A 22,952-nucleotide genomic window follows, 5' to 3' on the forward strand; every position below is an offset into this window, starting at 1 on the left:
GTCCCCGACACTGCCGAAGGATCGCGGATGAACCGCCTGCCGTACGAAACACTTCCGCCGACCTCCCTGCTGGCCTCGCGTCGGCAGGCACAGCAGCACCACCGCATCCTCATCGTCGGCGGCGGTGCCGGCGGGCTGGAACTGGCGGCGCGTCTCGGGCGCACGGCAGGACGTCGCGGCGAGGCGGAAATCGTGCTGGTGGACGCGGCGGCCACTCATCTGTGGAAGCCGCTGCTGCACGAGATCGCGGCCGGTACCCGCTACCGCCAGCAGCACGAACTGGACTACCGGCAGCAGGCGCGGCTGCACGGCTTCCGGTTTCACCAGGGACGTCTGCAGTCGGTCGAGCGCGGCCCGCACCGCATCTGGCTGGCCGCGCTGTGCGACGACGAAGGCATGGAGATCGCGCCGCGCCGGTCGGTCGCCTACGACACGCTGGTGCTGGCTGTGGGCGGCACCGACAACGACTTCGGCACGCCCGGCGCGCGGCGCCACGCGCTGTCGCTGAACACCCCGGACGACGCCGAGCACTTCCACCGTCGCCTGATGGCGCTGTGCGCGCGCGCCGATCTCGGCACCGGCCGGCCGGTACAGGTCGCCATCGTCGGTGGCGGCGCCACCGGCGTCGAACTGGCGGCCGAACTGTGCACCGCGGCCCCGGACATCGCCGCCTACGGTCTGCGCCTGCAGAAACTCGCGCAGCCGCTGCAGCTGACGCTGGTCGAAGCGGGTCCGCGCCTGCTCGCAACCTTGCCGGAGGCGGTGGCCGAGCGGGCGCAACAGGACCTGGAGCAACGCGGTGTCACGCTGCGCCTCGGTCAGCAGGTGGCCGAGGTGCGCCGCGACGCGCTGCTGCTGCGCGACGGCTCACGGATCGACGTCGACCTGGTGGTCTGGGCCGCCGGCGTGCAGGGCGCCGAAGTGCTGGCGCAGACCGACGGACTGGACCTCACGCCGCAGCGGCAGCTGAAAGTCGGACCGACTCTGCAGACCCTGCGCGACGACGACGTGTTCGCGCTCGGCGACTGCGCCAGCTGCCGCCCCGACCCGGACGCACCGCCGGTGCCGCCGAAGGCGCAGGTGGCACACCAGCAGGCGGCGCTGCTCACCGAATCGCTGCAGCGACGGCTGCGCGGCGAGTCGCTGCCCGACTTTCACTACCGCGAACGCGGCAATCTGGTGACGCTAGGACGCGATCGCGCGGTGGGCGCGCTGAACGCCGGCGGCGGCAGCGCCATATTCAGCGGCGCCGCTGCCCGCCTCGGCTACTGGCTGCTGCATCGCCGCCACCTCGCCGTGCTGCTCGGACCGCTGCGCACGGCGGCGCTCACCCTCGGCGAATGCTTGAGCCGACGCGCCCGACCGCGGATCAAGCTGCACTGACGCGGCAACCCGGGGGCACACCGCTTGCTGCCCCGTGTTCACCTGACTCGACGGGAGTGTCCAATGCCTGCCACGCGATCCGCTCCTTGCACGCTCTTCCTTCTGTGCGCTGCGCTGGCGTTCGGCGACGCGCCGCAGTCGGCGCCGCCGCCGACGGCCATCGCCAGCGACGCAGCCGCTGCGCCCGACATGCCCTGCCTGCGCGAAGGCGCAGTGGGCGCCACCGCGGGCGCCATCATCAGCGCCGACGCCGTATCGCCGAGCGACCCCGGCGGTGGTGTCGACGAAGCGCGCTCGCGCGAGGCGCCGGCTCATGCGCCGCAGTCGGTTCATGCATTGCGGATGATCGGCGTCTGCAGCGAGCTGCGGCCTGCCATGCCGGTCGGTGCCGACCGTCGCATCCCGACCGACCGCGCACGGCGGCTGAACGCATGAGGGCGAAGCGGCTGCCCGGGCGGCGCCAGACACCGTCCCGCGCAGCGGACCACGCGGAGCGGCACGCGCCGGCCCCGCTTCTGACGCGACCGGTGCTGGTGGGCCTCGCACTGCTCGCCTCGGCGCTGCTGATCGAGAACCTGGCGAATGTGCTGCTGCTCATCTTCGCCGGCGTGCTGTTCGGCATCTTCCTGCACGGCCTGTCGGCGCTGCTCGGCCGGCACACCGGGCTGCCCTACCCGGTTGCGCTCACCGTGGTGCTGCTGTCCATGCTGACGCTGCTCGGCCTCGGCTTCGCCCTGCTCGGCGCCGAAGCGGCAACGCAGATCGACCAGCTCGGGCCGCGGCTGCAGGAGGCGTGGGAGCAGATGCGCGCCCGCTTCAAGCTCTATGACTGGACGCGCGTACTGCTGTCCGAGAAGAACCTGCGCACGCTGGTGCCCGATCGCGAACTGTGGCTGCCCGGTCTGCGCGGACTGTTCTCGAACACGATAGGCATCGTCGCCGGCTTCCTCGTCGTGCTGTTCATGGGCCTCTACGGCGCGGCCACGCCGCAGGTGTACCGCCGCGGCCTGCTGCAACTGCTGCCGGCCGCGCGCCGCCGTCAGGCCGCAGCGCGCATCGACCTGCTGGTCGATGCGCTGCGCAGCTGGCTGCTGGGCACTTTCCTGAAAATGTCGCTGGTCGGCGTGGCGGTGAGCATCGGCCTCTGGCTGCTCGACATGCCGCTGGCGCTGGCGCTCGGTCTGATCGCCTTTGCACTCGACTTCGTCCCCTACATCGGACCCGCTCTGGCGGCCTGCCCGGCGCTGATCGTCGCGCTCGCGGTCAGCCCGTCGACTGCGCTGTCGGTGGCGCTGCTCTACGTGGCGGTGCAGGCGGCGGAGAACTACCTGCTGTCGCCGCTGATCGACTTCCGCAGCGTGCACCTGCCGCCGGTGGCGACCATCTCGGCGCAGCTCGTGTTCGGCGCGCTGTTCGGCGCGCTCGGCGTGCTGTTCGCCACGCCGCTGGCCGCCTCGCTGCTCGTCATCGTGCGTGGCAGCGACGCCGCCGCCGGAGCCCGCAGATGAGCGGAGCGCGTGCCCGCCGCCGCTACCGACGCGCGGTGCTGCTGGTCGCGGCCCTGGGGTCGCTGCTTGCCCTCTACACCGCGCTGCTCGCACTGTGGCTGCCGGCGCAGATCGAGCGCCGCCTGCCGGACGTGCTGCAACGACAGGGCATCGAGCTGCGCATCGGCCAGCTGTTCATCCACCCGTTCCGGCTCACGCTCGAAGCGCGCGACGTCGCCCTGTCGTCGGCGGCAGCCGGCGTCGCGGCCGACATCGGGCAGCTCCGCGCCGACATCGCTTGGCACAGCGTGCTCGCGCGTCGCTGGCAGGTGTCGCAACTGACGCTGGATGGCGTCGACATCCGCGTCCAGCGCGCGCCGGCTGCCGACCCGGGCAGCACGGCGACGACGTCGCGGAAGGCGGGCATGGCCCCGCGTCTGCCGCCGTTGGACATCGCGCGCGCGACGCTGACGCTCCGTTCGCTCAGCGTGCGCGCCGGCCCGCTCACCGAAGCGCTCGTGCTGCGCGACGCGCGTGCCGAACTGGCGGACCTGTCCACCGCGGTCGGCGCCGCACCGGCGCGCTTCCGTGTGCACGCGCCGCTGCCCGACGACGGCCTGCTCGAACTCGACGGCGAATTCGGGCCGGCGGCGCTGGCCAGTCAGGGCCGTATGCGGCTGAGCGACGCAAACGCCGGCTTCTGGTGGCAACGACTGTTGCCGGCTTCGGCGGCACGCGTCAGCGGGGGTCGCCTCGACGCGCGGGCCCACTACAGCATCGATTTCAGCGCCCCGCTGCGACAGACGCTGGTGCTCGAAGCGCTGCAGGTGGAGGCGCACGCCTTCGAGCTGACGCCGGTCGAGGGCGGCGCGCCGCTGCTCGCCGTCGAACGCCTGTCGATCGCCGGCGGGCGATGCCTTGCGGGCACTCGTCGCCTGCACCTTGACGGCGTGCGCCTCCAGTCGGGCCAGCTGAACGTCCTCCGCGACGCCGCCGGACGGCTCAACTGGAGCGGTCTGACCGGCCCCGCCACAGCGTCGGCAGACAAGCCATCGTGGCGGATCGAACTGGCGGACACGTCAGCCGAACAGCTGGCGCTGCGCTACGAAGACCTCAGGGTGCCGCTGCGCATCGGTGCCGATCACCTGACGGGCCAGCTGCAATTGAACATCGCCACGTCGCCGGCCGCGATATCGGCCAGCGCGATCGATGCGGTGCTCGCTGGCGCCCGCCTGCAGGCGGCCGACGCAGCGCCCGTCGGCGCGTCGGCGCTGGCTCTGCAGGGCGCCCACCTGGACAGCGCGGCGCGCCGCCTGTCCGCCCGCCACGTCGATATCGACGGCCTGCTGCTGCAGGTCGAGCTCGATGCCCGCGGACGGCCTGCTCTGGTGCCGCCTCACGGCGCCAGCGGCCGCCGGTCGCCCGCGACGGGCGGCCGCAGCGGCTGGGACTACCGCGTCGACGAACTGGCGCTGAACGCGCTCACGCTGCAGGTGGCCGAAGCGCAACGGAAGACGACGCTGATCACGCTGAAGGGCCAGGCGAAGGTGCGCGGCCTGGCGCGCGGCGCCGACACGCCGCTGTCCTACAGCGCCGACCTGCGTGCCGGCGAAGGCCGCTTGCGCGTCGACGGCAATGCCCGGCAGGACGGCAGCGGCGCCAACGCGCGGCTGCGCATCGACGCACTGCCGCTGGACCGCATGACGCCGCTGCTGCGCGGCATGTCTCCGCTCGAAGTGTCGGCACGGCGACTCGACGCCGATCTGCGACTGCGGCACGGCGGCCGACCGGCGCTGCGCGTCGACGGCCGGGCGGCACTCGCCGGTCTGCACCTGAAGGATGCCGACGGCGGCGAAACGCTGCTGAAAGCGGCCAGCGTGCGGACTCAAGGCCGCCTGGAGAGGCAGCCCGGCGCCTTGCACCTCGCCCGTCTCACACTGGAAGACGCGCAGGGACGGATCGCCATCGACGAAGCACGCCAGCTCAATCTGAGCCAGATCCGCGTCACCCACGCGCCCGCCCCGACTGCGCGATCAAGCGCATCGAAGGCGCCGATGCCGATGCGCATCGACCGCCTCGACATCGTTCGCGGCACGCTCGACTTTTCCGACGACAGCCTGGTGCTGCCCTTCTCCGCCCGGGTGACCGAGGTGAGCGCGCGCCTGCTGGGCGTCGACAACCGGCCCGACGGCGAGGCCACGGTCGAGGCGCACGGCCGCATCCAGCCGCACGGCGAGGCCCGCGCGCAGGGGCGCGTACGACCTTCGGCGCTGGCCGACATGACCGACCTGCACGTGCGCTTCGACAACATCGACATGCCGCTGCTGTCGCCCTACAGCGCCACTTTCGCCGGACGCAAGATCGCCGCCGGCAAGCTCTGGCTCGACCTTCGCTACCGCATCCGCGATCGCGAACTGGACGGTCTGAACATCGTGACGCTGCAGAACGTGACGCTGGGCGACCGCGTGCGCGCAGGCGGACTCACGGACAGCGGCCTCGAACTGGCCCTGGCGCTGCTGAAGGACCGCGACGGACGGGCGCGGGTCGAGGTGCCGGTGCGCGGCAGGGTCGACGACGCGCGCATCCTTTACCGCGGCGTCGTGGCGGACGTCATCGACAACACGGTCAAACGCATCGTCGGCGCGCCGTTCCGCCTGCTCGGCCGACTGCTCGGCAGTGAGGACGCACTGTCCGGCGCGATCGACTTCGACCCCGGCAGCAGCCGTCTTGCCGCTGGCGAGAAGGAAAAGCTCTACCGGCTGGCCGACGCACTGGCGCAGCGCCCCGGCCTCGGCGTGCGCCTGCGTCCGGCCTATGACGCGAACGCCGATGGACAGGCGCTGCGTGAAGCCACGCTGCGCAGCGAAGTGGCGCAACTCGCCGGCGTGCCCGACGACGGCGGACTGCTCGACTTCGGCGACCCGGCGGTGCAAGAGGCGGTGGCCCGCCTGCACGCCGCACGTCTGCCGGCCGCCGCGCAGGCAGACAATGGCGACGGTGCGGCGGCCCGGTACCGCGCGCTGTTCGCGCAACTCGCCGCCGGGCAGCCGGCGCAGAAAGACAGCGTTGCCGCACTGGCGCAGCAGCGCGCCGAAGCCGTGCGCCGGCAACTGGACCTGCGCGGACTGGACGGCACGCGTATCGACATCGCCGCGCCGGTCGAAGCGCGTGCCAGCGTCGACGTCGAACTGCAGGGCGTCGAGGCACCGCAGACGCCTTGACGGTCATTCATCCGCGCAGCGGCACCTGCCGCGTCGCCAACCAGCGCAGCGTGATCCAGGCGCCGGCCGCGAGATAGAACAGTCCGCCCGGCCCCCACATCAGCAGGCCGGCAAGCTGCTGATCTTCGGTACTGCCCCTTCCATACAGCGGGAAGGGCGCAAGCGTGAGCAGCGCTCCCAGCAGGCCGGTATGCATCAAGGTCGCCGCCACCGCGACGAGCGCCGCGCCGCGCGCCGGCGGATAGGCATGCAGCGTCGCCGCCCAGAAGAAGGCGGCAGTGACGAGGAAACTCGCGTGCTCGAACAGATGCCACCACGGATCGGCCAGCGCCAGCCGGTAAGGCCCGGGCGCGTGCCAGAGCCAGAGGGTGGCGCCGTGCAGCACCGCCCATGCCGCCGGGGCATGCCCGATGCGCGCAAGCCGTCGCCACAGGCCGGCGGGGTGGCCGCGCGTCAGCGCACGGAACTGCGGAAGAGGATTGGCCAGCACCCATAGCGGCGCCGCGACCAGCATGAAACCCATGTGCTGCGTCATGTGCAGCGCCGCGCTGTCGGCGGCGAGCACATCGAGCGGACCGAAGGCCGTGAGCAGCACGGTGAGCTGCCCTGCGTGGAAACAGGCAGCGGCGCGACGCGACGCATGCCTGCGCCGGGCACCCGCCAGATAGGCAATCCAGATCGCGGCCAGCACCAGCGCGCCGACGGCTTCGGTCACCCCGCCGGCCGCGCCGCGGGCGGCCTCGGCGTGCGCCAGTGCCGCTGGCGACCACGCGGCCACGAGCAACGCCCGTATCAGGTACACGGCGCCACCCCGAACAGCGGTGCGGCAATCACCAACATGGTGACGGCCGATACCCCGTGCAGGCCGCCGGCCAGCGCGGCGGTGAAGCGCAGTTCCGGTACGAGCGACGCGTCGCGCGCACGTCGCCGGCACAGACCGGCGAGCACGGACGACGCCAGCACCGCGCATGCGCTCAGCGCAATCAGGGTCAGCCGCACGCCGCCCTCCTCGACCTGGCGTGCGCACAGGAGACCCTGCAATGCATACAGCGCGACGAACCAGCCCCCCCAGAGCAACGGTCCCAGTGCCACATGACAGATCACGCGGCCGGCCGTCACGTACCGCCCCAGGCCTGCGGAAACGGCACCAGTGCAACCCAGGCCGCCCACAGCGCGAGCGCGTTGTAGCCGCACAGCAGTCCGGCTACGCGCGGTTCGTAGGGCGCATGCGCGCCGACCCGTACGCAGCGCACCCGCGCGACCTGCAGCGCGAGCACGATGGCCGCCAGCAGCAGGTGGACCAGATTGCAGCCGAGCACCACCGCGGCCGCGGCATCGCGCGCATCGACCGCGGGCACCAGTCCGGCCCCGCTCCAGGCGATTGCCAGCGCAACTGCCGCCACCACGCAGAACACGGTCGCCGCGAGCATCCCGGCAGACAGATGCCGGCTTTCGCCCCGGCGCAGGCGGCACGCCGACCCGCGAAGCACCAGCGCGGCGCCGGTCGCGCACACTGCGGCCGCGAGCAGCAGCAGCGACGCCGACGAGCCGCTCGCCCAGAGGCCGCCGTTCCTGCACAGCAGCGCCACCGCCGACGGGGGCACCACCCACAGGTAGAACCAGCCGAACAGCAGCGACAGGTAGAGCGCACCGTCGGCGACCAGTGTCAGCCCCATGCCGCGCAGCCCCGGCCCGTCGGCGGCAAGCACGTGCAGCGGCAGACCGGACGGCGCGGCGTCGCCAGGCAGCGGATGGACGCCGTTCTGCCAGGACCAGTGAAACAGTATGCAGAGCGCGGCGGCCGCGGCGATCGCCACGGCAATGTAGATCTTCATCAGCAGCGCGATGCAGACGATGGCGATGACCGCGGCGGCGGCGAACGGCAACCAGGTATTGCCGGGCAGCACGATGACGCTGCGCGCCTCGCCGCTGACCGGATCGCACCCGAGCGTCTCCCGTCGCCCCCCGGGCGCGCCGGGCAGCAGACCCTCACCGCGCAGAAGACGACTCGCCAGATCCGGCTGGTCCCACAAGGGATGACGACTGCTCACCGTCGGCAGGCTGACGAAGTTGTATGCCGCCGGCGGCGTCGGCATCGCCCACTCGAGCGTATCCGCGCCCCACGGGTCGGGCGGCGCAGGCGGGCCGTAGCGGGCATGCAGCAGCAGGTCGGCAAGCACGCAGGCGACGCCGGCCGCCATCACGAAGGCCCCCATGGAAGACAGCAGGTTGGGCAGATCCCACCCGAGGCCGGACGCATAGGTGTGCACGCGCCGCGGCATGCCCAGCAGTCCGGTCCAGTGCATCACGAGAAAGCCCAGATTGAAGCCGATGAACACCAGCCAGAAGCCGCAGCGGCCAAGCGCAAGCGAAGGCATGCGCCCGGAGAAGTGAGGCAGCCAGTAATAGAGGCCGGCGATGAGCGGGAACAGCATGCCGCCGACCAGCACGTAGTGCAGATGGGCGACCACGAACTGGGTGTCGTGCACCTGCAGGTCGAAGGGCACCAGTGCGAGCATGACGCCGGTCAGCCCACCGGCGACGAAGATGAACAGGAAGCCGCCCAGCCACAGCATCGGCACGTGGGCCACCGGTCGGCCGCGCCACAGTGTGGCCAGCCACGAGAACACCTGCACGCCGGTGGGTATCGCCACCAGCATGCTCGACGCCGAGAAGAAGGCCTGCGACAGCAGCGGCATGCCGACTGCGAACATGTGGTGCACCCACAGTCCGAAGCTGATGAAGCCGGTGCTGATGACGGCGACCACGACGGCGCGGTAGCCGACCGGCGGATGGCGCGCGAAAACCGGCACCAGCGTCGATACGATGCCGGCCGCCGGCAGGAAGATGATGTAGACCTCCGGATGGCCGAACAGCCAGAACAGGTGCTGCCACAGCACCGGATCGCCGCCGCGCGTCGGATCGAAGAAGGCCAGCCCGGCCGCCCGCTCCAGCTCCAGCAGCACACTGCCGAGGATGAGCGGCGGGAAGCCGGCAATGATCATCAACGCCATGACCAGGATGTACCAGGCGAACAGCGGCATGCGGTCGAGGCTCATGCCGGGTGCCCGCGCATACAGGATGGACACCGCCAGTTCGACACCGGCCGACACCGCCGAAATCTCGACGAAGGTGATGCCGATCAGCCAGATGTCGGTATTCGGGCCCGGGCTGTACTGCGCGCCGGTCAGCGGCGGGTACATGAACCAGCCCCCGTCGGGCGCGACGCCGAGGAACAGGCTGGAGATCAGGATCAGGCCGCCGAACAGGTAACACCAGTAGCCGAACGCGGACAGACGCGGAAACACGAGGTCGCGCGCGCCCAGCATCTTGGGCAGCAGATAGACCGCCAGCCCCTCCATCACCGGCGTGGCGAACAGGAACATCATGACGCTGCCGTGCAGCGTGAACACCTGGGCATACACGTCGGGCGGCATGAATACGCGGCCCGGCAGCGCCAGCTGGGCGCGCATCAGCATGGCCAGCAGGCCGCCGAACAGGAAGAAGCCCATGCCGGTGTACATGAAGCGCAGGCCGAGGGCGCCGTGACTGACCGTGACCGGTGCACGCCAGCCGCGCCCGTTCGCCCACACCGCGTCGAGTTCCGCGTGCAGGCCTTCGGCCGGTGTCGCGCCGCTCATCGCGCCGCCTCCATCCACGCGGCGAAGGCCTGCCGCGGCAGCACCTGTACGCGCAACCTCATGAACGCGTGGTCGATGCCGCAGTATTCGGCGCACTGCCCGTGGTACTCGCCCGGCGTGTCGGCACGCAGGCGCAGCCGGTGGAGACGGCCGGGTACCGCGTCCATCTTGCCGCCGAGGCGGGGAATCCAGAACGAGTGGATCACGTCGGCGCTGCCGATCCGGATCTCGACCACCTCGCCCGCCGGCAGATAGAGCGTGTCGATCAGGCGCAAGCCGTTGTCGGGGTAATGCACGTCCCACTGCCACTGCCGCGCGGTCACCTCTATCGTCAGCGTCGGCGGGCTGGCGTCGGCATAGGCCATGCGCTGCCCGGCGGGAATGCCCCAGGCAAGCAGCGCAGCGATGCTCGCGCCGGGCAGCAGCACGCCACCGAACAGCAGCCAGCGCAGGCCCGAGGATTGCTGACCCGTGCGTGCGGCGGTCGGCGAACGGCGGCTGGCGCAGAGCCACAGCCCGCACACCAGCGCCCACACCGGCACCGCGACGAGCAGCATCCACCACCACAACAGGGCCGCTTCGCGCGCAGCCGGCCCCGCCGGGTCGAGGACCGACAGCGGTCCCTCGACCGCCGCGGCAACCGCGGGCAGCAGGCCTGCGCACAACAGCAATTTTCGCCCCAGCACGAGGATGACCGGATGACCGCACCGCTTCCGCCCGCTCCCCCCATAGACACCCGTCACCACGCGCCGGACGCGACACTGCCGGACGGCACACCGGACCGACTGCCGTCCGGATCGCCGGAGCCGATACACAGCCTTGCGGCCCTCGGCAAACATCCGCTGCATCCGATGCTCATCCACATTCCGGTGGCCGCCCTGCTCGGGCTGGTCGCCACCGACCTCGCGTGGCTGTACACCCGCGACCCGTTCTGGATGCGCGCCGGCATCTGGCTCGCCGGTGTCGGCGCCGGGGGCGGCTGGCTTGCCAGCGCGGTCGGCCTGATCGACCTGCTGGCGGTGCGGCGCATCCGCGAGAAGATCAGCGCCTGGGCACACGCGCTGGCCGCCGTCATGCTGCTTTCGCTCGCCACCTGCAACTGGCTTCTGCGCTTCGCCGGCGAACATGCGCGACAGCCCGAGACGGCGCTGGCGCTGTCGCTCGGCAGCGCGGCCGCAACCGGTCTCGCCGCCTGGCTCGGCGGGCGACTGGTGTACGAGCACGCGGTCGGCGTCGCGCACCGGATCGCGCCGGCCGAAGATCATTGAAAGGACGGCAGCGACAACGGACATCACTTGATCTCAGACGGGCTTGGCGAGCGCCAGCCAGAAGGTGGCGCCGACCAGCAGCACGGTCAGCACGCCGACGGCCGAGGCATGGCGCCCGGAAGGCGGCGCAACCTGCTCGGCGCGCAGGATCATCAGGCCGGACACCAGGTGACAGAGCACGACGCCGGCCACCAGGCAGAGCTTGAGCACCAGCCACGGTGCGATGATCGTGTCGGCGACGAAAAGCGCGGTGCCGCTCACGATGGCGAGCAGCGCAGCCGGCGTCGCACCGGCGACGAACACCAGACGTGCGAAGCGCAGGTGCAGCAGCACACCGTCGCGCCCGGCCAGCGCGTGCAGCAGCGCGGGCAGGTAGAGCAGCACACCGGTCCAGCAGATCAATGCGCCCAGATGGACAGCCTTCAGCAGCAGCACGCGCCCTCTCCTTGTCGGCCGGCGAGCGAGGCTGCCGGCCGATCAGCGATCCGGCGTCCGGTCAGGGAGCAGGCTTGATGCGGATGTCGTTCTTCACCCCGGTCACTCCGGGCACGCTGCGGGCGCGCTCGACCGCGCGTGCCGCTTCCGCCTCGGACGACACGAAGCCGCTCAGCTGGACCACGCCGCGATAGGTCTCGACCGTCACCTCGCGTGCCTTGACCTGGTCGTCCTCGATCAATCGTGCCTTCACCCGCGTGCTGATGGTCGCGTCGTCGATGTACTCACCGGTCGACTTTCCGCCTCCTGATGCCGAGCAGCCGCCTAGGGCGACCAGCAGTGCAGCGACGGCCAGCAAGGTTTGTCCGTTCTTCTTCATCGTGAAAATCCTCGGGTTGGAAAACTGCAGGGTCATGAAGAGGGGGCGGTCGGCCGCAGTGCGTTGATCACGACGCGCACGCCGTCGACCTTGCGCACGACGCTGTCGGCGCGCGTGATTTGCTCCGCCGGCACGACGCCGTTCAGCTTCACCTCACCTTCACGCACGGTGACGATCATCGAATCGGTGTGCAGGCTGCTGTCCTGGCGCAGCGCCTCGACCACGCGCGTCTTCAGCACGCCATCGGCGGGCGCCGGCACAGCCGCCGCGGTGGCCGGCCGGGAAGGTTCGAGCACGGTTGCGCTGTCGGCCGGCGGTGCTTCCGGTCGCTCGCCGCAGCCGGCGAATGCCAGTGCGGCAAGGACCGCGACAAGAATGGAATGGACCTTCATTCGTAATCTCCTCTACTGCAGGACGCCGAACACCAGCGAAACGACGAAGAGGATCAGGAAGATATAGACCAGCAGACGGGCGATACCCGCCGCACCTGAGGCGATGCCGCCGAAACCGAACAGGCCGGCGACGATCGCGATCACCAGGAAAATGGCTGCGTAATAAAGCATGATCACTCCGTTCCGCTGTCGGCTCGCGCCTGGGCCCTCCGCCGAGCAATCCGCATACCTGCCGTGCAGCCCGCGACCGGGCGAACGCCGTCGCTCCGGGCGGAACCGCGGTGAAAAATTTGCGCGCCGGTGTAAGCCTTACCGGCGCCCGGGCTCAGTGATGGGCAGGCGCGCTGCGGCCGGCGGACTGTTGCGGCGACGAGATGCCGCATACCATTTCGCCGGCCGGGCCTGCGCCTTCGCAGTTCGCGATGTCGGCCAGCGCGACGATGCCGACCAGACGCTTGTCGCGATTCAGGACCACCAGCCGATGAAGCTGGATGTCGCCCATGTTCTGCGCGACGTGCGACACGTCCTCGTCGTCGAAGCAGTACTTCACCGCCTTGCTCATGACCTGACCGACCTCGGTCGTTGCCGCCTTGCCGATGGCGACCGCCCGGATTGCGATGTCCCGATCGGTGATCATGCCGACCAGCCGTCCGTTGTCGCCCACCGGAAGCGAACCGACATTGCACTCCGCCATCATTCGCGCCGCGTCCTGGATGCTCTGGTGCGAGTCCACCAGCTTCACGTCGCTTGTCATCGCTTCACGCACTTGCATGTCCTGTCTCCTTCAGTGAATGGGTTGACGCAGTTCCTTGCCTGCACGCCCTCCGGCCTGCAAGCACGATGCCCGGCACCGCCGGGGCACGCCGCTTGCGCATACGCCGGTCCATTCCACGGAGGACACGATGATGAGAAAGCCTGTGCCCCACGACGTCGGCATCCGCAGATACGCACACCAGCCCGACCCGGCGCCTCCCGTGCCGGGAGAGCCCCCGCCCGGGCAACCACCGCAGCCGCCGCAGCCGCTTCCCGACCCGAATCCGGTGATCGATCCGTCACCCGGCAACAGTCCGGTGCGCGAGCCGGTGCCGACGCCCGAACCGGAGCGTGTCGTCGTCATCGCCCGCGGCCCGCTCTTCCTGCGGCCGTTGCATGCCGACCTGCCGGCGGCGGCCTCCACATGACTGACCGCCTCGTGCTGAAGCCGGTCGCCGAACAGGTGATCGTGGTGACCGGCGGCTCCAGCGGTATCGGCCTGGCGACCGCGCGGATGGCGGCGCAGCGCGGCGCCCGAGTGGTGATCGCTGCGCGCGATGGCGCCGCGCTCGACGCGATTGCCGACAAGTTCCGCGAGGTCGGCCACGCGGTAACACCGGTCGTCGCCGACGTCGGACATCTGGACGAAGTGCGCCGGATCGCCCGCGCGGCGATCGATGCGCATGGTGGTTTCGACACCTGGATCAACAACGCCGGCGTAGCGATATTCGGCGGGCACGCCGACGTACCGCTGGCCGACATGCGCCGACTGTTCGAGACCAACTTCTGGGGCGTCGTGCATGGCTGCGTCGTCGCGCTCGAAACGCTGAAGGACCGCGGCGGTGCGCTGATCAATGTCGGCAGCGAGGCGAGCGACGCCGGCCTGCCGCTGCAGGCGGCCTATGCGGCGTCGAAGCACGCGGTGCGGGGCTACACCGATTCGCTGCGCGCCGAACTCGAAGCCGAGGGGGCGCCGGTTTCACTGACCCTGGTGAGGCCGGCCTCGGTCGATACGCCGCTGCCCCGTCACGCGGCGAACTTCATGGACGTCGAGCCGCAACTGCCCGGGCCGGTGTACTCACCGGACGTGGTGGCCGAAGCGCTGCTGTACGCGGCCACGCAGCCACGCCGCGACATCTATGTCGGCGCACCGGCGCGTCTGCTGTCCGCCGGCAGCTTCGTGCTGCCCCGCGCCGCTGACCGCTATGCCGCGCGCGTTCTGCTGCGCCAGCAGCGCAGCGGCCAGGCCGCCGCCGGCCACCGCCGCGGTGCACTGCACGCGCCCTGCGGCGACGATGGCGACGAACGCGGAGGGGGACAGGGCCGGGTGCGCGAGTACAGCTTCTATACGCTGCTGTCGAGGCGTGGCGGCCGCTGAGGCGTGGGCCGCCGCCAGGCCCCCTTGCAAGGTTCAGGCAACCCAGTAGGGGCGACATCCGAAGAACTCGTGCAGTTGCTGCACCCAGTCGCCGTCGGCATCCGGGACACGCCCGTTGTGCAGCGCCGGCGCCATACCGAGCGTGTCGGCTGTGTACGGCAGATGCAGCGGCCCGTCGGACAGATGGGCGGCGACCACCGACCACGGAATGGCACGCGGCCCGTCGATCAGGCCGGGCAGCGGCGTCAGCACGAGATAGGCAAGCCGCCCGGAATGCGGATCGGCCAGCACGCCACCGACGTGGCCCAGCGTCGTGTCCGCCGGTCCGAGCACGGTCGCGCCGACCAGCGCCGTCAGATCGAGCAGACCGGACGACGCCGGTGCGGGGCGATCTCCGCCGCCGCCGGCGTCGCGACCCACGCTCGTCGCACTGCCCGGCAGCGCATCGCCCCCACCGTCCGGCGGGTCGCTGCCGATCGACGTCGTCTCGCCCGCCTCGGGCGGCTGCGTGGGTCCGTGGCCGGCGGGGCCACCACCCGGAGATCCGGACTGCGTCATGCTCAGCCCCGCATATGCGACGGCTGCCCGTCGCCGTACACGGTTGCCCGCATTGTCTGCACGCGCGGAAGGGAGCGCTTGCGCGTGCTGCGCGCACCCAGCGCGCCGCCGGCCGCGGCGGACAGCAAGGACAGGAGGATCGCCACGCTGAGCCAGGTGCTGACGATGGACGCGGCCTTCGCCGCGTCGGTCAGGCCCTCGGCGGTGCGCGTGCCGTCCGGGCCGAGCATGGCCATCGCTTCGTCCACCGCCTGTTGCGCCTGTTCGTCGGCGAGCCCGAAGCGATCGCGCATCAGCGCCACCGCACCTTCACGGTCGCCGGCATTGACGCGGTCGATGAGCTGGCCGATCGACGACGGGGCCGCCCCCTCGGCCACCGCTGCGGAGCGAACCGAGGCGACACCGAAAGCGCCGGTGACCGCGTTGCCGGTCAGCGAACCGGTCAGGATGGCGAAGAACAGCATGGTCGCCCCCCAGGACACGATGCCGTGCAGCAAGCCGTCCGAGCCACGCTTGAGCGCACAGCAGCGCGCCGCCACATAGCCGCCGACAAAGGCGGATACCAGCATGTTGAAGGTGTTCCAGCTTGCTGCGACCATCGAGATACTGCCGCCGTCCGGGCGTTCGCCGGTGCCGTACACGGCAAAACCGGCGGCGATGCCGATCAGCATCATCAGCAGATGGGCGGACAGCCCTACCGCCAGTCCCGCGAAGATTGCGCTCCAGTGTATGCCGCTGTGCGGCGGCATCGCCTCGGCCCCGAACTGAATCGATTCAACGGTTCTTGTTTCCATGACTCGCTCCTTGCGATTGGGATGGGATGCCCCGACAGGGGCAGCCCATTCATGCAATCGACGTTCCGCGCACGACGAAGGGCCGCCACCACGGCGCCCGGGCGGGCCCGACTAGGCATCGACCATCGCCTCGCACTCGCTCTTGCAGCGCTCGCACACCTCGATGCAGGCGTCCATGTCGTCGAGGTCGCGGCAACGGGTGATGCAGGCATCACACAGGTCGGCGCAGACGGCGCACACCTGGCGGTGAAGGGTCGAGTTCATCGCCATCACCTCGGCAGCGGTCCCGCACATGCGCGCGCACACGAGCATGGTGCTCACATGCTCGGGCAAGGCATGCCGTCCGCCGAGCGACAGGCAATGACCGGTCGCCATGTGCAGGCAGATGCGCTCACATTCGTAGCAGGTGTCGATGCAGCGTTGCATTTCGGTCGCCAGCGGCGCGCCTGCGCTCGATGCCGTCGCGTCATTCGTTTCCATGGATGTCCCTTCATGTTGATCGCCGGCTCGGCGCCGGCATGCAAACACAGCAATGCGCGTTTCCCCGCGGCAGCGCGTCCACGGCTCCGGATCAGCCATTGACGATTTCGCCACCGTTGGGATGCAGCACCTGCCCGGTCATGTAGCTGGAGTCGGCGCTGGCGAGGAAGACGTAGCTCGGTGCCACCTCCTCCGGCTGACCGGGCCGGCCCAGCGGCTCGTCGGTCCCGAAGGACGCGACCTCGTCCTTGTCGAAGGTCGCCGGGATCAGCGGCGTCCAGATCGGACCCGGCGCGACGGCATTGACCCGGATGCCCTGCTTGGCCAGCGCCGCCGACAGCGAGCGGGTGAAGGACACGATGGCGCCCTTGGAGGCGGCGTAGTCGATCAGGTGCGCACTGCCGCGGTAGGCGGTGACCGAGGTCGTGTTGATGACGCAGGCGCCTTCCTTCAGATGAGGCAGCGCGAAACGCGTCAGGTGGAACATGCCGAAGATGTTGGTGCGGAAGGTGCGTTCGAGCTGATCCGTCGTGATGTCGGTCAGGCTCGGCTGGGGATGCTGTTCGCCGGCGTTGTTCACGAGGATGTCGAGCCGGCCGAAATGCTCAATCGTGTCGTCCACCAGCTTGCGGCAGAAGCCCTCGTGGCCGATATCGCCGGCGCGGAGGAGCCCACGCACCCCCTGCTCTTCGACCTCGGCCAGCGTGGCCTGCGCATCCTCGTGCTCGTCCAGGTAGGCGATCACCACGTGCGCCCCCTCCTTCGCGAACGCCACCGACACCGCGCGACCGATGCCGCTGTCGCCGCCGGTGACCAGGGCCACGCGGTCGCGCAGCTTCGCCGCCCCGCGGTAATCCTCCATCATGTCGCGCGGCGGCGGCTGCATCGGCAGTTCCTGACCGGGCTGAACGTCCTGCTCCTGCGGGGGCACGCCGCCTGCAAGGTTGTTGCCATTGATCACGGGTCTCTCCTCCTCGTCCGATTCCGGTCGCCGCGTCTCAGCGCCAGTGCCAGCGCGAACTGCGATGCATCTTCATGCCGAGGCAGACACCGACCGCTGCGCTGACGAAGGACGCCAGCGCGAGCGCGGTGAACGGACGCGCCTGCACCCGCTCGCGGCAGTGCTCGCTCATGTGCGAAAGCTGTTCGCGACAGCGCTGCATCCGTGTCGACTCGCTGCCCATCAGTTCCTCTCCGGCGTCGCCGCCGTAGTCGTCCACGATGGGATGGCCCGCGTCGCCGGCGTACACCTTCACTTCGTCGGTCGCGCGCGGCGTGGCTTCGGTTGCACGGGTACTCGATGTGGTCATCTGTTCGTCCTCCTGAGAAAAGGCAGCCTGTGGGCCGCGGGTGCCGTCAGTCCAGATCATCGACGACGGCGCGTTCCAGCCAGCCCTTCACCTGCTGCGCGTGTACCTGCTCGCGGGCAAGCGCCTCGCTGAAGGGCTTGATCAGGTCATCCTGGCCGGCCGAACCGGACAGGCGGATCAGCAGATCCCAGCCAGCGCCATCCGTCAGCTCGACCGACAGGATGGTTTCGAGGCACTGGGCGATCGTCGTACGCGGATCGCTGAGCACCTGCATGGCGCCGCTGCTGGCGACGCCGGCCACGTCGGCACACGGCGTCTGGGCGGTCGGATCGGCGCCCAGCCCTTCGAGCGCCGAGGTAACGATGTGCATGTGCTCCAGTTCCTCGTCGCGGATGTGCTTCAGCTCGCCGATCGTAAAAGGCAGCGCGACGTCTGCCTGCACCGCCTCGGCCTTGTCGATCAGGGCCTGGTAGAGGCGCACGCCGGTGCGCTCGAAAGCCAGCCGCTCGCCCAGCTTGTCGACCAGCACCTCGGGGCGATGGCCGGTCAGCTTCGACAGGCCGGTCGCCAGCACGCCGGTCAGCGTGGTGGGTATCGGCACCGAGCCGATACGCTCGGCGGCGTGGACGGATTCGGCGCGGACGGAGGCAATCGAACGCCCTTCAAGTACGCCATCGATGTGCGAAGGTCCGGAAGGGGACTGCTCGTCGGCGAAGGCCTGCATGTTCTGCACGGTGTGCAGCGAGGTCTGCGCGCCGGTACGGTTGAAACCGCTGCGGGTCACGTTCTCCATGTTTCGTACTCCTGTCGGCAGGTTGTCACGCGGCGCGGGCGAGCGGACGGTTCAGCTCGGTGCCCGAAGTCCAGTGATAGGCCGCCGCCACTTCGGTCGACGGCGAGCCGTCGGCGTTGACGCGCTCGCGATAGGCGATGGACGCCGGGTTCTCCTCTTCGACCGGCACGAAGTCCGGGCCGCTGGCGCGCAGATCCACCTCGGTCGCCAGCACTTCGCGCACGAACTCGCGCTGACTGTGGAAGGGCAAGGGCGCGGGCAGTTCGCGCGACAGCACCTCGGCCGGATCGCGCCGCTCGTGCTGCTTCATCAGCTCGCACACGTGGTGGAGATGGCCCAGCTCGTAGTCGCAGAATCTTTCCCACAGCGCGCGCAGGCGCGGATTGCTCTCCGATTGCGCGCAGCTGTAGTAGCCATAGACCTCGGCCGCCTCGTGCAGCAGCCACAGCTCGAGGAAGCTCTGCCGCGGATTCAGCAGCGAACCGTACTGCGTCACGTGCTGTTCCTCGATCGACGCGATCTCGGCGTAGAGCTGACGCGCCACCGGGTCGGCGAAGGTCGGGCCTATCGTCATGTAGAAGTCGTGCGTCTGGTACTCGGCCGCGGTGATCAGCGTCGCATGCAGTTTCGAAAGCAGATCGGCCTTCGCGGTATAGGGGTGGCGCAGGTCGTCCTCCGGTGCGCGGTGTTCGTCCACCGTCGGACGCCCTGGCACGATGTCGGTATTGCCCTGCAGGATGTTGTTGGCGTCCTTGCCCTCCATCCGGTCGAGCAGCGCCGAATAGCGGTACAGGTGATCGAAGTCCTCCAGCAGGCCGAAGCGGTACACCTGTGCCAGGTAGGGATCGGGTTCCTGCTGCGCCACGGCAGCCGTCACTTCGATCGCCACCTGCTCGTAAGCGATGGTGGTTTCGAGCGGCGAGTGATCGGCGCCGATCAGCCAGCTCACCGCCGTCGCCTGGTGCTGTTCGATGCGCCGGACGCGCGCCAGCGGCAATCGCAGATCGGCATTCATCCGCGCCCCGATATGCGACAGGCGAAGGGCATCCAGTTCGATGCCGTTCATCAGGATGATGCGGACGCGCGTGAATGCCTCGTCGTCGAGCTTGCTGATGGGCTGGCCCGCCATCTCCTTCCAGGTCAGTCCCTGCTTGTCGAGCGGCACGCCCTTGTGGTCGAGAAGATTCATCTGGGGTCTCCACTTCTTGCGAAGAAACACATGTCGGAATGCAGCGGCGAAGCGCTGCCTGTCCGGATGCCTGCAAGGGGTGTTCCCGCCGCAGCCGACTGCGGGTCCGGCGCCGACGCGCCGCGTCCGGTAGGAATTACAGCGCGGGAAACGTTTTTTCCGCGCCGCTCGCTTCGATCAGCGCGCCCAGCGGCAGGCCGACCATGTCAGGCCGGTTGTCCAGTTCGTAGCGCAGTTCGTAGAGCAGGCGTTCGAGCGAGAACAGTTCGAGGAAATCGCCGGCCGCCGCGGGCAGAGAACTTCCGCCCGAGTAACCATTCAGGAAGACGGCGACCGCGTCGGCACAGGCCGCAGGCGCCATCGTCGCCAGTTCGCCCGCGCGCTCGGGTTGGGTGTGCAGCACACGCTGCGCGGCCGTCCGGATCACGTAATCGATGGAGCGGATCATGCAGGCGACGTCACGCAGCGCAGGCTGCTTGCCGCGGCGCGCCTCCACCGGGCGTGCAGGCTCGCCCTCGAAGTCGACGATGATGAAGGCCTCCTGCGCACGCAGGACCTGACCGAGATGCAGATCGCCATGGATGCGGATGCACTGCATCGCGCTCGCATCGAGCGGCAGCGCCATCAGTTGCTGCCGCAGCACCTCGCGCCGGGCGAGCAGAAGGGCGGTGTCGTCGGCGATCCGGCGATCGAGGCGGTCGCGCGCGCCCTCCAGCTGAACGAAGCTGCGCTCCAGTTCGAGCAGCACGCGCTCGCGCATCGCCTGCGCCTCGGCGGCGGCGAGCGGCACCGGCGCGAAGGCGGGATCGCGTCCGGCATCGGCCAGGGTGGCGTGCAGATCGGCCACAGCCCGGCCGAGCGCGCTCATCTGCACCATGAATATCCGGTTCAGCCCCGGATACTCGTCCATCGGTTCGACGCTGCCCGGCCAGGCATCGCTGGAAAACATGCGCGCGAAGTGTTCCAGCGCGTAGTCCCACGCCGTTCCCTGGTTGTCGACGCGCTGCTGGGCGATGGCCAGCGCGCAGCGCCGGCCGTCGGCGGCCTCGTACTCGACCGCACCGGCAAGCTGCGGGGTACCCGGAAAGCCGCGTGCGGCAAGGAAGCGGCCGATCTCGATCTCCGGATTCAGTCCGGCCTGCAGCTGCCGGTAGGCCTTCAGGTAAAGACGCGGGCCCATGAACACGCCGGTATTGGTCTGGTCGGCCGCGGCGGGCCGGACCTCGTCGTCCGGCGCCGGCCGCAGTTCGGCCCAGCCCGCCTCGCGACTGAAAACCAGCTTGCCAGCCGCCAGCGGCAGCGTGTCGGCGCGTTCGAGCGCGTCGGCGAAGGCCCGGCAGAACAGCACGTCGGCGAAGGCGTCGTACAGCAGACCCATGCGCGCCTGCTCGCGTACGCGAGCCAGCGCCGCGCCGCCGACGCGGTCGGCGGGGTAATCGGCCTCGTCCTCCCACGCCGTCGCGAGCGGCAGGAAGTAGTACTGGGATGGCCCCTCGGCGAAGTCGACGCGCAGCACCGACAGCAGCCACGAGCCGCCGTTGGCACGCCACTCGCGCACTTCGTCCAGACTTACCCGTGTCGGCGTCGCGGACTTTGCGGCGAACCAGCGGCGCGTGCGCAGGAAGGGCAGCATCGCTTCATCGAGCAGGCGTTCGCGGTTGCGCCGCGCGATCACGCTGCGCACCGGACTGCCGCCGTCGCCGCCGACGAACGTTTCCCAGCCGTGGGTCAGCACCAGGATGGGCAGATCGGGCTGCGGCATGCGGTCCTCGTGCCACTCGGGCGGCGGCGCCTGCGCCGACAGTTCGAAGGCGTAGAAGCCGTGGCCGGGCAAGGTGAGCAGATAGGGCAGACGGCCGACCGGCGGAAAGGCCGCGCGTCCGCTGATCTCCATCGGCACCCTGCCCTCGTGCCGCGACAGATCGAGTTCGACCGCCTGCGGCGTGCGCGCGAGATTGGCCACGCACAGCACGCGCTGCTCGTTGCCCTGCTCGTCGACATACTCCCGCAGATAGGCCAGCACCTTGCGGTTGCCCGGTTCGAGGAAGACCAGCGAACCGCGCCCGAAGGCGCGCAAGCTGCGCCGCATCGCGATCAGGCGGCGGGTGAAGTTGAGCAGCGAATGCGGGTTGCGCGCCTGCGCCTCGACATTGATCGCGTGGTAACCGTAGACCGGGTCCATGACGGGCGGCAGGTAAAGCTGCTGCGGATCGGCGCGCGAAAAGCCGGCGTTGCGGTCGGACGTCCATTGCATCGGCGTGCGCACACCGTTGCGGTCGCCCAGATAGACGTTGTCCCCCATACCCAGTTCGTCGCCGTAATAGACGATGGGCGAGCCGGGCAGCGTGAACAGCAGGAAGGACATCAGTTCGATGCGGTCGCGGCTGTTCTCCAGCAGCGGCGCCAGACGGCGGCGGATGCCGACGTTGAGCCGCATGCGCGGATCGTTGGCGAAGAACTGCCACATGTAGTCGCGCTCGCGATCGGTCACCATTTCCAGCGTCAGTTCATCGTGATTGCGCAGGAAGATGGCCCACTGGCAGTTCTCCGGAATGTCCGGCGTCTGCCGCATGATGTCGGTGACCGGGTAGCGGTCCTCCTGCGCAAGCGCCATGAACAGCCGCGGCATCAGCGGAAAGTGATAGGCCATGTGGCATTCGTCGCCATCGCCGAAGTATTCGCGCACGTCCTCCGGCCACTGGTTGGCTTCGGCCAGCAGGATGCGTCCGCGATAGTGTTCGTCGATGACGCGACGGATCTCGCGGATGGTGGCGTGCGTCTCCGCCAGATTCTCGTTGCTCGTGCCTTCGCGTTCGCGCAGGTAGGGCACCGCGTCGAGACGGAAGCCGTCGACGCCGATGTCCAGCCAGAAGCGCATCGTGCGCAGCACCGCGCGCAGCACGCGCGGGTTCTCGAAATTGAGGTCAGGCTGGTGGCTGAAGAAGCGGTGCCAGTAGTAGGCGCCGGCCACCGGATCCCAGGTCCAGTTCGACGTTTCGGTATCGGTGAAGATGATGCGCGTGCCGGCATAGCGTTCCGGGTCATCGCTCCACACGTAGTAGTCGCGCTTGGACGACCCCTTGGGTGCGCGGCGGGCTGCCTGGAACCAGGGGTGCTGGTCCGAGGTGTGGTTGATCACCAGTTCGGTGATCACGCGCAGGCCACGGCGGTGCGCCTCGCGCACGAAGTGACGGAAGTCGGCGCGCGTGCCGTAGGCCGGCAGCACGCCGTGGTAGTCGGCCACGTCGTAGCCGTCGTCCTTCAGCGGCGACGGGTAGAAGGGCAGCAGCCACAGCGTATCCACGCCGAGATCGCGGATGTAGTCGAGCTTCTGCGTCAGGCCGGCGAAATCGCCGACGCCGTCGTCGTTGGAATCGAAGAAGGCCTTGACGTGCAGTTCGTAGATGACCGCATCCTTGAACCACAGCGGGTCATCGGCCCGCTGCGGGTGGAGCGGGCCGGCGGCCCCGGTATCGATGCGGTCCATGGCG

The 22,952-nt window shown here is 69.7% G+C and carries 24 protein-coding genes; 7 read left to right on the forward strand and 17 right to left on the reverse strand.

Translation table 11 applies throughout. From position 1 onward, the window contains the following. Nucleotides 1-27 precede the first annotated feature (27 nt). The 4 genes from WDZ97_RS08075 to WDZ97_RS08090 all read left to right on the forward strand — a co-directional run bounded on the left by WDZ97_RS08075 (nt 28) and on the right by WDZ97_RS08090 (nt 6,091). Complete coding sequence (locus WDZ97_RS08075) at nt 28-1,383, forward strand: NAD(P)/FAD-dependent oxidoreductase (RefSeq protein WP_425762408.1); 1,356 nt, start codon at nt 28-30, stop codon at nt 1,381-1,383. Nucleotides 1,384-1,446: 63 nt separating this feature from the next. Next, nucleotides 1,447-1,818, forward strand: coding sequence for a hypothetical protein (locus WDZ97_RS08080; RefSeq protein ID WP_425762409.1), 372 nt, complete (start codon nt 1,447-1,449; stop codon nt 1,816-1,818). Then, a complete protein-coding gene (locus tag WDZ97_RS08085; RefSeq protein WP_425762410.1) occupies nt 1,815-2,891 on the forward strand; it encodes an AI-2E family transporter in 1,077 nt (358 codons plus the stop codon). The genes WDZ97_RS08080 and WDZ97_RS08085 overlap by 4 nt, the downstream gene beginning before the upstream one ends. Continuing rightward, nucleotides 2,888-6,091: a DUF748 domain-containing protein gene (locus WDZ97_RS08090; protein WP_425762411.1), complete on the forward strand. Its 3,204-nt coding sequence runs from the start codon at nt 2,888-2,890 to the stop codon at nt 6,089-6,091. Before WDZ97_RS08085 ends, WDZ97_RS08090 begins: the two co-directional genes overlap by 4 nt. Before the next feature lie 7 nt (nt 6,092-6,098). Here WDZ97_RS08090 and WDZ97_RS08095 read toward each other — a convergent pair whose 3' ends face one another. The 4 genes from WDZ97_RS08095 to coxB are packed head-to-tail and all read right to left on the reverse strand — an operon-like array spanning nt 6,099 to nt 10,397. Next, nucleotides 6,099-6,893, reverse strand: a complete 795-nt coding sequence (locus WDZ97_RS08095) for a cytochrome c oxidase assembly protein (protein WP_425762412.1) — start codon at nt 6,891-6,893, stop codon at nt 6,099-6,101. Then, on the reverse strand, nt 6,884-7,183 hold the full coding sequence (locus WDZ97_RS08100; RefSeq protein WP_425762413.1) for a hypothetical protein: 300 nt from the start codon (nt 7,181-7,183) through the stop codon (nt 6,884-6,886). Before WDZ97_RS08100 ends, WDZ97_RS08095 begins: the two co-directional genes overlap by 10 nt. Before the next feature lie 23 nt (nt 7,184-7,206). Beyond that, on the reverse strand, nt 7,207-9,732 hold the full coding sequence (gene ctaD, locus WDZ97_RS08105; RefSeq protein WP_425762414.1) for a cytochrome c oxidase subunit I: 2,526 nt from the start codon (nt 9,730-9,732) through the stop codon (nt 7,207-7,209). Further along, complete coding sequence (coxB, locus tag WDZ97_RS08110; RefSeq protein WP_304003056.1) at nt 9,729-10,397, reverse strand: cytochrome c oxidase subunit II; 669 nt, start codon at nt 10,395-10,397, stop codon at nt 9,729-9,731. Before coxB ends, ctaD begins: the two co-directional genes overlap by 4 nt. Nucleotides 10,398-10,430: 33 nt before the next feature. Between coxB and WDZ97_RS08115 the strand changes: the two genes are divergently transcribed. Further along, on the forward strand, nt 10,431-11,000 hold the full coding sequence (locus tag WDZ97_RS08115; protein ID WP_304003057.1) for a DUF2231 domain-containing protein: 570 nt from the start codon (nt 10,431-10,433) through the stop codon (nt 10,998-11,000). 33 nt (nt 11,001-11,033) lie between these two features. Here the strand turns inward: WDZ97_RS08115 and WDZ97_RS08120 are convergent, their stop codons facing one another. The 5 genes from WDZ97_RS08120 to WDZ97_RS08140 form a co-directional block, all read right to left on the reverse strand. Then, a complete protein-coding gene (locus WDZ97_RS08120; RefSeq protein WP_304003058.1) occupies nt 11,034-11,435 on the reverse strand; it encodes a CopD family protein in 402 nt (133 codons plus the stop codon). Between the two features lie 61 nt (nt 11,436-11,496). After that, nucleotides 11,497-11,814, reverse strand: coding sequence for a BON domain-containing protein (locus WDZ97_RS08125; RefSeq protein ID WP_304003059.1), 318 nt, complete (start codon nt 11,812-11,814; stop codon nt 11,497-11,499). A gap of 32 nt (nt 11,815-11,846) precedes the next feature. Beyond that, nucleotides 11,847-12,206: a BON domain-containing protein gene (locus tag WDZ97_RS08130; protein ID WP_304003060.1), complete on the reverse strand. Its 360-nt coding sequence runs from the start codon at nt 12,204-12,206 to the stop codon at nt 11,847-11,849. A gap of 12 nt (nt 12,207-12,218) precedes the next feature. Then, complete coding sequence (locus tag WDZ97_RS08135) at nt 12,219-12,377, reverse strand: DUF1328 domain-containing protein (RefSeq protein WP_304003062.1); 159 nt, start codon at nt 12,375-12,377, stop codon at nt 12,219-12,221. Nucleotides 12,378-12,531: 154 nt separating this feature from the next. Continuing rightward, on the reverse strand, nt 12,532-12,978 hold the full coding sequence (locus WDZ97_RS08140) for a CBS domain-containing protein (protein ID WP_304003064.1): 447 nt from the start codon (nt 12,976-12,978) through the stop codon (nt 12,532-12,534). Nucleotides 12,979-13,108: 130 nt separating this feature from the next. On the opposite strand from WDZ97_RS08140, the gene WDZ97_RS08145 reads away from it, so the two are divergent. After that, nucleotides 13,109-13,387: a hypothetical protein gene (locus WDZ97_RS08145; protein WP_304003065.1), complete on the forward strand. Its 279-nt coding sequence runs from the start codon at nt 13,109-13,111 to the stop codon at nt 13,385-13,387. Further along, nucleotides 13,384-14,337 (forward strand): SDR family oxidoreductase, encoded by a 954-nt coding sequence (locus WDZ97_RS08150; RefSeq protein WP_425762415.1) that lies wholly within the window; start codon nt 13,384-13,386, stop codon nt 14,335-14,337. Before WDZ97_RS08145 ends, WDZ97_RS08150 begins: the two co-directional genes overlap by 4 nt. A 33-nt stretch (nt 14,338-14,370) precedes the next feature. On the opposite strand, the gene WDZ97_RS08155 is transcribed toward WDZ97_RS08150, so the two are convergent. The 8 genes from WDZ97_RS08155 to treS form a co-directional block, all read right to left on the reverse strand. Next, nucleotides 14,371-14,895, reverse strand: coding sequence for a hypothetical protein (locus tag WDZ97_RS08155; RefSeq protein WP_425762416.1), 525 nt, complete (start codon nt 14,893-14,895; stop codon nt 14,371-14,373). 2 nt (nt 14,896-14,897) lie between these two features. Then, entirely contained in the window at nt 14,898-15,689 is a 792-nt protein-coding gene (locus tag WDZ97_RS08160) for a hypothetical protein (RefSeq protein WP_304003071.1), read from the reverse strand. 111 nt (nt 15,690-15,800) lie between these two features. Beyond that, nucleotides 15,801-16,169 carry a four-helix bundle copper-binding protein gene (locus WDZ97_RS08165; RefSeq protein ID WP_304003073.1) on the reverse strand — a complete coding sequence of 123 codons (369 nt, stop codon included), beginning with the start codon at nt 16,167-16,169 and terminating at the stop codon, nt 15,801-15,803. Nucleotides 16,170-16,260: 91 nt separating this feature from the next. Further along, nucleotides 16,261-17,130, reverse strand: coding sequence for an SDR family oxidoreductase (locus tag WDZ97_RS08170; protein WP_425762417.1), 870 nt, complete (start codon nt 17,128-17,130; stop codon nt 16,261-16,263). Nucleotides 17,131-17,167: 37 nt separating this feature from the next. Beyond that, nucleotides 17,168-17,479 (reverse strand): hypothetical protein, encoded by a 312-nt coding sequence (locus WDZ97_RS08175; protein ID WP_304003076.1) that lies wholly within the window; start codon nt 17,477-17,479, stop codon nt 17,168-17,170. Between the two features lie 46 nt (nt 17,480-17,525). After that, on the reverse strand, nt 17,526-18,272 hold the full coding sequence (locus WDZ97_RS08180; protein ID WP_304003078.1) for a ferritin-like domain-containing protein: 747 nt from the start codon (nt 18,270-18,272) through the stop codon (nt 17,526-17,528). 25 nt (nt 18,273-18,297) lie between these two features. Continuing rightward, the gene (locus WDZ97_RS08185; RefSeq protein ID WP_425762418.1) at nt 18,298-19,461 is read right to left on the reverse strand and encodes a hypothetical protein; all 1,164 of its coding nucleotides are present in this window, start codon (nt 19,459-19,461) and stop codon (nt 18,298-18,300) included. 136 nt (nt 19,462-19,597) lie between these two features. Then, a complete protein-coding gene (gene treS, locus WDZ97_RS08190; protein ID WP_425762419.1) occupies nt 19,598-22,948 on the reverse strand; it encodes a maltose alpha-D-glucosyltransferase in 3,351 nt (1,116 codons plus the stop codon). Between the last annotated feature and the right edge of the window lie 4 nt (nt 22,949-22,952).

The organism is Methyloversatilis sp. MC4-4 (genome assembly GCF_049843555.1).
Classification (GTDB): domain Bacteria; phylum Pseudomonadota; class Gammaproteobacteria; order Burkholderiales; family Rhodocyclaceae; genus Methyloversatilis; species Methyloversatilis discipulorum_B.

Bases quoted from the DNA above. Each gene is read 5' to 3' on its own strand.
- WDZ97_RS08075 (WP_425762408.1), top strand. From the start codon at position 28: ATGAACCGCCTGCCGTACGAAACACTTCCGCCGACCTCCCTGCTGGCC.
- WDZ97_RS08080 (WP_425762409.1), top strand. From the start codon at position 1,447: ATGCCTGCCACGCGATCCGCTCCTTGCACGCTCTTCCTTCTGTGCGCT.
- WDZ97_RS08085 (WP_425762410.1), top strand. From the start codon at position 1,815: ATGAGGGCGAAGCGGCTGCCCGGGCGGCGCCAGACACCGTCCCGCGCA.
- WDZ97_RS08090 (WP_425762411.1), top strand. From the start codon at position 2,888: ATGAGCGGAGCGCGTGCCCGCCGCCGCTACCGACGCGCGGTGCTGCTG.
- ctaD (WP_425762414.1), bottom strand. From the start codon at position 9,732: ATGAGCGGCGCGACACCGGCCGAAGGCCTGCACGCGGAACTCGACGCG.
- WDZ97_RS08115 (WP_304003057.1), top strand. From the start codon at position 10,431: ATGACCGCACCGCTTCCGCCCGCTCCCCCCATAGACACCCGTCACCAC.
- WDZ97_RS08125 (WP_304003059.1), bottom strand. From the start codon at position 11,814: ATGAAGAAGAACGGACAAACCTTGCTGGCCGTCGCTGCACTGCTGGTC.
- WDZ97_RS08130 (WP_304003060.1), bottom strand. From the start codon at position 12,206: ATGAAGGTCCATTCCATTCTTGTCGCGGTCCTTGCCGCACTGGCATTC.
- WDZ97_RS08135 (WP_304003062.1), bottom strand. From the start codon at position 12,377: ATGCTTTATTACGCAGCCATTTTCCTGGTGATCGCGATCGTCGCCGGC.
- WDZ97_RS08140 (WP_304003064.1), bottom strand. From the start codon at position 12,978: ATGCAAGTGCGTGAAGCGATGACAAGCGACGTGAAGCTGGTGGACTCG.
- WDZ97_RS08145 (WP_304003065.1), top strand. From the start codon at position 13,109: ATGATGAGAAAGCCTGTGCCCCACGACGTCGGCATCCGCAGATACGCA.
- WDZ97_RS08150 (WP_425762415.1), top strand. From the start codon at position 13,384: ATGACTGACCGCCTCGTGCTGAAGCCGGTCGCCGAACAGGTGATCGTG.
- WDZ97_RS08155 (WP_425762416.1), bottom strand. From the start codon at position 14,895: ATGACGCAGTCCGGATCTCCGGGTGGTGGCCCCGCCGGCCACGGACCC.
- WDZ97_RS08160 (WP_304003071.1), bottom strand. From the start codon at position 15,689: ATGGAAACAAGAACCGTTGAATCGATTCAGTTCGGGGCCGAGGCGATG.
- WDZ97_RS08165 (WP_304003073.1), bottom strand. From the start codon at position 16,169: ATGGAAACGAATGACGCGACGGCATCGAGCGCAGGCGCGCCGCTGGCG.
- WDZ97_RS08175 (WP_304003076.1), bottom strand. From the start codon at position 17,479: ATGACCACATCGAGTACCCGTGCAACCGAAGCCACGCCGCGCGCGACC.
- WDZ97_RS08180 (WP_304003078.1), bottom strand. From the start codon at position 18,272: ATGGAGAACGTGACCCGCAGCGGTTTCAACCGTACCGGCGCGCAGACC.
- WDZ97_RS08185 (WP_425762418.1), bottom strand. From the start codon at position 19,461: ATGAATCTTCTCGACCACAAGGGCGTGCCGCTCGACAAGCAGGGACTG.
- treS (WP_425762419.1), bottom strand. From the start codon at position 22,948: ATGGACCGCATCGATACCGGGGCCGCCGGCCCGCTCCACCCGCAGCGG.